At 38.0% G+C, this 7,950-nt stretch carries 6 protein-coding genes; 3 read left to right on the top strand and 3 right to left on the bottom strand.

Annotation, left to right across the window (positions count from 1 at the left end; all coding sequences use genetic code 11):
- Window positions 1-367: 367 nt before the first annotated feature.
- The 3 genes from O9290_RS17125 to O9290_RS17115 are packed head-to-tail and all read right to left on the bottom strand — an operon-like array spanning window position 368 to window position 4,260.
- A complete protein-coding gene (locus O9290_RS17125; protein WP_004159358.1) occupies window positions 368-1,225 on the bottom strand; it encodes a glycosyltransferase in 858 nt (285 codons plus the stop codon).
- A 20-nt stretch (window positions 1,226-1,245) separates the two neighbouring features.
- Window positions 1,246-2,850 (bottom strand): glycosyltransferase 87 family protein, encoded by a 1,605-nt coding sequence (locus tag O9290_RS17120; RefSeq protein WP_288059137.1) that lies wholly within the window; start codon window positions 2,848-2,850, stop codon window positions 1,246-1,248.
- A 39-nt stretch (window positions 2,851-2,889) separates the two neighbouring features.
- Window positions 2,890-4,260, bottom strand: a complete 1,371-nt coding sequence (locus O9290_RS17115) for an ArnT family glycosyltransferase (protein ID WP_288059136.1) — start codon at window positions 4,258-4,260, stop codon at window positions 2,890-2,892.
- Between the two features lie 380 nt (window positions 4,261-4,640).
- Here O9290_RS17115 and O9290_RS17110 point away from each other — a divergent pair, with 380 nt between their 5' ends.
- The 3 genes from O9290_RS17110 (at window position 4,641) to O9290_RS17100 (ending at window position 7,808) form a co-directional block, all read left to right on the top strand.
- Window positions 4,641-6,131, top strand: a complete 1,491-nt coding sequence (locus O9290_RS17110) for a glycosyltransferase family protein (RefSeq protein ID WP_353852147.1) — start codon at window positions 4,641-4,643, stop codon at window positions 6,129-6,131.
- A gap of 222 nt (window positions 6,132-6,353) precedes the next feature.
- Entirely contained in the window at window positions 6,354-6,626 is a 273-nt protein-coding gene (locus O9290_RS17105) for a hypothetical protein (RefSeq protein WP_004159354.1), read from the top strand.
- A 207-nt stretch (window positions 6,627-6,833) separates the two neighbouring features.
- Window positions 6,834-7,808, top strand: coding sequence for a methyltransferase domain-containing protein (locus tag O9290_RS17100; protein WP_004159353.1), 975 nt, complete (start codon window positions 6,834-6,836; stop codon window positions 7,806-7,808).
- Window positions 7,809-7,950: the final 142 nt, after the last annotated feature.

Raw genomic sequence — 7,950 nt, 5'->3', positions numbered from 1 at the left:
AGACTGACTTGGTTTGACCACTGCTTTCATTTCTAAGATAATCATTGTTTATCGACCTCAAACAACTTATTTTAAGTTAACCTATACAGCAGAGATTGTCAAGATTTTAGTCGTGCTTCGCTCTTTTATATTGGTCGGGGTTTCATCCCGTCGCGCTGAGCGCTTCCGGTCTTCACCCCGACATTTGAGATAAAAATTAACATGAATCGCTCACTCTTCCTGATTTTTCGGGTCATTAGACCTGTCAGACTAAATCAGCAAGATAGCTCACCATCACCACTACTCCCCGCTCCCCGCTCTCCTATAGCTTTTACACAGGATTTAGTAAGAATAATACCTGCTGCCTGAAGCGGCAAAAATACGGGTTTCAACCTAGACGCAGTTTAGTGATAATTCTTTGACAATAGAGTTGAATTCCTTCTAACTTAGCTAGGGAGAATTTGGGTTTAATGGGAAGGATCAGTAAAGACATAAAACTCATCCGCAGCAAGCGATAAACAAGGATAGTTAAAGTCGTATGTTTTTCGAGACTGAGAAGATAACTATAGATATTATGAGTTAGTCTTAGATAACCATAGCGACGGGTGATAGAAGATGGTTCATGAATGATTTTAATCTGATTGGTAACAACGACTAAATAGCCTTGGTTTGCGTATCTTCGGGAAAAATCAAAGTCTTCGTAGTAGAGAAAGTAATCGGGATCAAAATGGGGACAAGTGGAAAAATTCGAGAAATTAATTAATAAACTGCATCCCGTCACCCAGTCAGGAATAAGATAGGGTTTATCTCCATAGTCTAAGGATTCCTCCACCACGTTAATTGTGCCGATTTTGGCATTAAATTTTCCCCAACCAAACCAGATTTTACCATCCGGTTCGTAAATTTCTGTACCAGCGATGGCAACTTCGGGATATTGCTGAAAAAATTTGCTTGCTTTCTCCAGAGAGTCCGGTAATAAGTAAGCATCGGGATTAACTAACCAAACGATAGCTTCTCTGTCTTGTTGATAAATCCAATCAAGTCCTAGATTACATCCTTTCCCAAATCCTAAATTTTCCCCCGCTTCAATAATCTTGACTCTTTGCGCTGCTAAAGATTGGATATTTTTATCTTCAGTGGAATTGTTAACAATGATGAGAGTAGCAGATAAGTCATCGTTGAGGGAAGCGATTAAACGCTTAATTAATTCCCCGCAATTGTAGTTAACCGTCAATAGATAAATCATTACAGATAAAAGGTAGAGAATTACTTTTTCTGAAGACGACAGAGATTAAATTTTTCGATTTTGGTGGGAAAGGGTTGACAACTTTGGAAATCAATAACGAGATTTTCCTTCGCTAAATCCTCCACTATATCAGGGGATTTTTTATTAAAGTCCGTCTGGAGAATGTAGAGAGATTCTGGGGGAGTATTAGCAATAAATGTCTCGGCATTTTTTCGCATTAAAGTTCCCTCACTGACTCCAGTATTGCCTTTGAGTCTCACAAAACGAGTCGAAGCGGGAAAATAAGGGACGATAAAAGATGTTCCTTCATCTCCCCAGATAACAATCGTGGAATTTTCGTAGGGTTTTAATGCTTGACTATCGATACCAAAATAATTATCTGACCATCCCATTCTCCACCAATCCATCGGTTTAACCGTAGTGACAATTAAGGAAAATATTACCAAATTTATGATTAATAATGGTTTCTTGCGAGGATAAAGATAGGCAATAATCAAAATAATTAAAGTGGGAGTGATTAATTCTAATGGCATCAGATAACGATAGATAGAAAATCCCACTAACCAAATAGAGTAAGCGGTCAGAGAAAAAGGCAGTAAAAACCCTAAAACTGCACCGTGGGTTAAGTCAGGTTCAGAAGATAGATTGCGCTTAGAAATAGCACGAAAAATAATCACTACTATTAGTAAAATTATCAATAAATAGGTTATAGCTAATCGGCTATCTTGGAAAGGAACCTCAGAGACAAGAGTTTGTCTCTGGATAAAATAAACAGGATAAAACAACCATTGCCAGATATCTTTAGGCAAATATTGTATCCCTTTAAAATTGTAGTCGGTTTCGATATAAGGAGATTGAAAGATTTTATTATAGAAGGGAAAAAGAGGATTAGCAAACTTTGTCCACATTAGGATAATCCAATAACCAGCAGTGAGACTAAAACCCACGGCCATTGAGAGAATTGATAGAATTAAATTGCGTAACTTTTCTGACCAAGAATTAGGTAAAAAATTAATAGCTACCAAAAAGCTAATACTATATAAAGCATTGGTTAATTTAAACCCCGTTGCTAATCCTAATAAGAATCCAGCTAAAAGAAGATTTTTAGAGGGAATTGGCAGATTTTTCCCTAAACTACTAACTATAAAAAATAATCCTCCCAGAACGAACACACTGGTGGTATTATCACCAATACTGGTTCCTAACTCCGAAATATAGGCTGCCCCAAAAATACTGGTAATCGCTGCCGCTATGCTTAGAGTTATCTTGTATCTTTCGGAAACTTTATCGAGGGAATGATAGGTAATTAGGTGAACTAACCATTGATTTAACCCGTGAAATCCTCCCATTAAAAACCCCACGACAATCGGAGGCAGTTTCAGATAATAAACAGCGACGAAAAAGGGAACATCAATCAGGGGATTAAAAAAAGTTTGTATCTGCGCGGGTAGGACATCATACTTAAACCTTCCTGTCAATAACATATAGGGATTATAAAAATGATAGTTTCGTAAATCCCAACTAACATCTTGACCTAAAATAACCGAGATAATCCCCAAAGCAATAAAGTAGGTAATTGCCCAAAATAAGGGATGAGAAAGTGGAAAACGTTTGAGGTTTGTCATAATTGAAAATTCAAGATTTATTTGTTTAGTTTTACTAGCTTAACTTGGCAATTTATAGTTAAGGATGAGATTAAGATTACCTAGTAACAATCCCAAAAAGACGATCAGCATGATTATCTTGACAAAATTAGTTAAATTTTTCGATTTTTTTTCGGTTAAATCATTAAAGAAAAATCCCCCTAAAGTAATTGCCGTTCCGATAATAAAGTAATATCTACCGTAAGGGGAACTCAAAACCCAATCCTTAATATTTAAATTCACCGACCAAACGACAAGAAAAATAAAGATAGTGGCAGCACTGATAAAATCAGAGTTTTTACGAAAATCGTCTAAGAATATACCAAGCACTAGAAAGAGAAATCCATAGTAAGGAATTACATACCAAGCATAGTAATGACTTTGAGCGCCAGAAAAAATAAGAAGAATTGTATAGATTAATATAGGAAAAATAACTAATCGTATTTTAGATATTTTCAAAGGAAATCTGGCAACTAACAGTAGAGTGATCCAACTAAAAATTAACCAACCATCCTCAAAAAAAACTGTAGGTAAAACTAGATTTTTTAACATAGCAAAATCCGTAAAGCGATTTTTATGTTCTTGGAGAGTAGTTAAAAACCAACTAAAATCATAAAACCAACCGTAAAGGTAATACAAACCAAAGGATAAAACTGCCGTCAGAGAAGCGATTAAGCTATCTCGCCAATTTTTTTGTAATAATAGTAAAGCGACTAGAGAACCTAGAATATATAATCCTGTCACCTTAACTAAAGGTGCTAAACCACCTAGAACTATAGCCAAGTATAGATACTTTTTTTGAGACTTTTCACCGTACTGAAGGAATAAAAGTGCTACCGCTAAACTTAGACATAATAATAAATTTTCACTAACTGCTAAACGAGATAAAAAAACCGTATTGGGGTTAGTGGAAAAAATTAAAGAAGTTATAATCGCCACACCGGTATTAGTCAAACGTAAAGCTAATAAATAAAGCAAGAAAATAGAGAGAGTGCCAAAAACTAAAGAAGGAATTCTAATTACTGTTAAACTACAGTCAAAAAATTCCTTTGCTCCCGATAAAATAGCCGTCATACCCACAATTAATCCAAACAAGGGAGGATGATCAAACCAAGGGGTAACAAAACGATAACGAACAGCAGTTTTTTCCCAAACTGTCACCAAAAAATCATCCGTGGGACTGAGGAAAGACCAACTGGTAGGAACTCCATCTTGAATCAAACTCATGCCACTCCAAGCAAAGGCAAATTCATCTTGAGTCCAGTTATAGGGAGGCAAGGAATCGTACTGATAATATCTTAAGATAAAACCTAATCCAGTAATTAATACACCCAGAAATAGACGGTAATCAAACTTTTCAAAATTCTTAAATGGAAAATCTCGTTGCAGCATTATTCTGAAATTGGCTCGCTATTTATCTTTTGGGGTGAACCCGCGCTATTGTATCATGGTTTGACGGTTAAATCTTTTAACAAACCCAGATCGATTAAATACCCGATTATCGAGGTTAAGTCATCTCGATAATTTCTCCTTCGTAAATTCTCAGGGATATCAAAGGGCAAACTCATCTTTATAGCCAACTCTAGGCAAGGGACTCATTTCTGGCAGAAAAGTTCCCCAGTTTCTCCCCACTAAACTATAACTTAAGAGATTGACATTAACATCAGCAATATGCTAAAAAACATTAGCTTGATAGCCCAGTAACAATAATTACCCCGTTAAAAATCCCTATATTTTCCCCTAAAGCAAACATCTTGTCCTTAGTTGCCAACATGATTCGTCAGTTAAATTATTCTAGAGTTTGGTTGTTATTAATCCTTATTTTTGCGCTTTTCCTGCGTCTAAATGCCGCTTTCTCTTATCCTAATATTCTCTGGCCGGATGAAATTTTTCAGACCTTAGAACAGGGTCATCGACTAGCTTTTGGCAATGGGATGATACCTTGGGATTTTCGGGACGGGATTCGTTCTTGGTTATTTCCGGGGATTCTTGGCGGGATTATGAAGCTAACTGCTGGTTTTTCGGAAGGAGCCAGTGGCTATCTGGCCAGCATCAAGATTTTCCTCAGTTTACTATCTTTAATTCCCGTTTGGATCGGATTCTCGATCGCCTACGAAAGCATCGGTTTGGCCGGCGCTATCCTCACTGGCGGTATTTGTGCGATTTGGTTTGAATTTATCTATTTTGCCCCGAAAGCCTTCACCGAAGTTATGGCCGCTTATTCCCTGCTAGTCGGCGTTTATTTAGGATGTTACGGCAAAAATCCCCCCTCTCGTCAGCGACTGTATTGGACAGGGTTTTTCTATGGATTGACCACCTATCTTCGATTTCATTTACTGCCTGCCATCGCCATCGCCCTCATTTATCAAGTTAGACAAAAAAATTTTCCACAATTACTGCCCCTTGCCCTCGGTTTTATCGGTCCGGTTTTGCTGGGGGGTGCTTTAGACGCTTTCACTTGGTCCACCCCCTTCCAATCGATTTGGAAACTGATCTGGATTAATATTTTTGAAGGAAAATTTAATAGTTTTGGCGTATCCCCCTGGCAGCAATATTTTACTTGGTTAGCCCTCAATTGGTCTTGGTGGCTGTTTCCGATCCTCGTCTTCTGTGCAATCGCTGCTCGTCGTCACTGGATTCTCGCCCTTCTGGCCCTAGTTATTATCCTCTCTCACAGCTTTTTAGGTCACAAAGAATATCGCTATATGTTCCCTGCCCTACCACTAATTATTATTCTCGCTGGTTTGGGAATCGCCACTCTCGTCTCGCGTTTATCGTTAATGCGAGGTTCCCTCGCCGGCAAAACTATCGTTATTTTTAGTAGTTTACTTCTTTGGGCTTTTCTCTCTTGGTTGCTGGCGGGGCGTTTTAATACGGACCAGACTTTTAATTTCGGACCGCCTTGGCAAAAACCGGGCTATACTCACTGGCAAACCCACGGCGGACAATTACAAGCCTATGAGTATTTAAGTAGCGAGAAAAAACTGTGCGGTTTAGGAGTAAAAGGATTGGCGTGGCAGTACACGGGGGGATACGCCTACTTACACCAAGATGTACCGATTTATTTCCTTAAAGATAACCAAAATTTCGAGGAACTACAACCTTATTTTAATTATCTATTATTTAACCAAGACACTGCCGCGGTCGGAGATTATCAACGGGAGAAATGCTTTAACGGAACTTGCGTTTACAGGCGCTCGAACTCTTGTCAAGTTAACCCGAATTATCATATCAATCAGTATCTCAAAGAAGCTGGCGAGTAGGATAATATATCTCTGGCAAACTTGCTAAATTTGTCAAAAATAAGTCTAAAAAGCAGAGAAAAAATTTTAATTATGTAAGCGGGATAACTTCGATCATGAAAAAAGTTAAAATCTTGCCAATTTACCTAAGTTTTCTAATTTTAATCTATATAATTTCTGTCATGACGGTCAACCTCTCCTCTTTCCCCGGATTGCCCGGAGATGAGGCTTGGTTTGGACTGAATGCCAGGAAAATCCTCCACCACTGTTTTGATTGAATACTGTCCCCATTGTCGAGATTTTCCCAAATATTGGAAAATTATCGCAACTAATCATTACTCCCCGGTAGAATTGGAGGAGTCAGGAGTCAGTCCCGATGAAAAAATTTTCACCCCCACAGATGAAAGAGGTTTCCTTCCCTACACCCCACACCCCACACCCCACACCCCACACCCTACACCCTCTTTCAAGTCAGGAGGTCAATTTTTCTCTAAGGAAGTTACCCCGAATCTATAATCCTTAAAAATAAATCATCTGCAAAAATTCTCAGCTTAATTTTGATAAAAGCCAATAATAATCTGACTTTAAAACTCAAAATTTTTGGTAAATATATTGACAAATGATCCCGATCAATGGTATTATAAGAGTGGTTTTGGTAAAAATATCGAACAGCCAGAAACCCCCTAGACTAACTCAGTAAAATTAATTCCTCCCTATTGATAGATGAAAATCAAGAAATATCTTAAGTTCTGGAAATATCCTCGCTTAGTTGATGAACGAGAGACTTTAATTGAAGAACGAGATTCTCTCAAAGATCATCTGAAGAGTTTGAATCAAGAAAAACAAGAAATGATTCGGGAAAAAAATGCTCTTTATGAAAGATTAGGTCAGTTATCCTTAACCATTCCCGAACTGCAAGAAATTAGTCCGAAACTTCTCGATATTAGCGTCATTAAAAATAAGTCCCGCCAGTTTCGAGTCCAATTAGATGCCGAAAAAGAAAAACTCGCTCCCGACAATTTTGGCTGGTATCCTTACAACACTTTAACCTGCTTCGATATTCTCGAATTACTATTAACGGGTAAAAACCGTTTTCTACTAGAATTAATCTCGGAAAAACCGATTGTTGATATTGGTTGTGCCGATGGCGATCTGGCGTTTTTTCTGGAATCTTTGGGCTGTAAAGTGCAGGTAGTGGACTACGCTCCTACCAACTTTAATCTTATGCAAGGGGTTAAACTGCTCAAAACTGCTCTTTCTTCCTCTGTGGAGATTCATGATGTTAACTTAGATTCCCAGTTTCTCCTTCCAGAAAAAAGCTATAGTTTAGTCATCTTCTTAGGAATTTTATACCATCTCAAAAATCCCTACTATGCCCTCGAAACCTTAGCAAAATCTGCCAATTATTGCCTGATTAGCACCCGCGTCACTAAGTTTAATACGGTGAGTAATGCCGCTAATCGAGTCGATCTTTCCGCGATTCCTCTAGCCTATTTACTCGATGAACTAGAAGCAAATAATGATTCCACCAACTATTGGATCTTTTCTAATGCCGGGTTACGCCGAATTTTACAGCGAACCGGCTGGGAAATTTGCGATTATATAACAGTAGGTAATACCGAAAACTCCGATCCCGCCAGTCGTGACGGCGATGAAAGAGCCTATTGTTTAGTAAAAAGTCGTTTCTATCAAGATTAAGTAGGACTTGCTGAATAATGGTAAAACCCTTTGAAAATAAGGCTTTTGACCTGTTAAAATCTGATGTTAGTGCAAGAAAATAGGATTGGGACATTCAAAAACCTTGCATTATTCTCCTCGTAGTACATAAACTGGTACAAAA

It is taken from the genome of Microcystis sp. LE19-41.2A, assembly GCF_027530405.1.
In the GTDB taxonomy this organism is placed as follows: domain Bacteria; phylum Cyanobacteriota; class Cyanobacteriia; order Cyanobacteriales; family Microcystaceae; genus Microcystis; species Microcystis aeruginosa.
This window is presented reverse-complemented; position numbering and strand designations above follow the sequence as displayed.

What these genes read in the sequence shown, in the direction of transcription:
- O9290_RS17125 (WP_004159358.1), bottom strand. Translation starts at nt 1,225, where the DNA reads ATGATTTATCTATTGACGGTTAACTACAATTGCGGGGAATTAATTAAG.
- O9290_RS17120 (WP_288059137.1), bottom strand. Translation starts at nt 2,850, where the DNA reads ATGACAAACCTCAAACGTTTTCCACTTTCTCATCCCTTATTTTGGGCA.
- O9290_RS17115 (WP_288059136.1), bottom strand. Translation starts at nt 4,260, where the DNA reads ATGCTGCAACGAGATTTTCCATTTAAGAATTTTGAAAAGTTTGATTAC.
- O9290_RS17110 (WP_353852147.1), top strand. Translation starts at nt 4,641, where the DNA reads ATGATTCGTCAGTTAAATTATTCTAGAGTTTGGTTGTTATTAATCCTT.
- O9290_RS17105 (WP_004159354.1), top strand. Translation starts at nt 6,354, where the DNA reads ATGCCAGGAAAATCCTCCACCACTGTTTTGATTGAATACTGTCCCCAT.
- O9290_RS17100 (WP_004159353.1), top strand. Translation starts at nt 6,834, where the DNA reads ATGAAAATCAAGAAATATCTTAAGTTCTGGAAATATCCTCGCTTAGTT.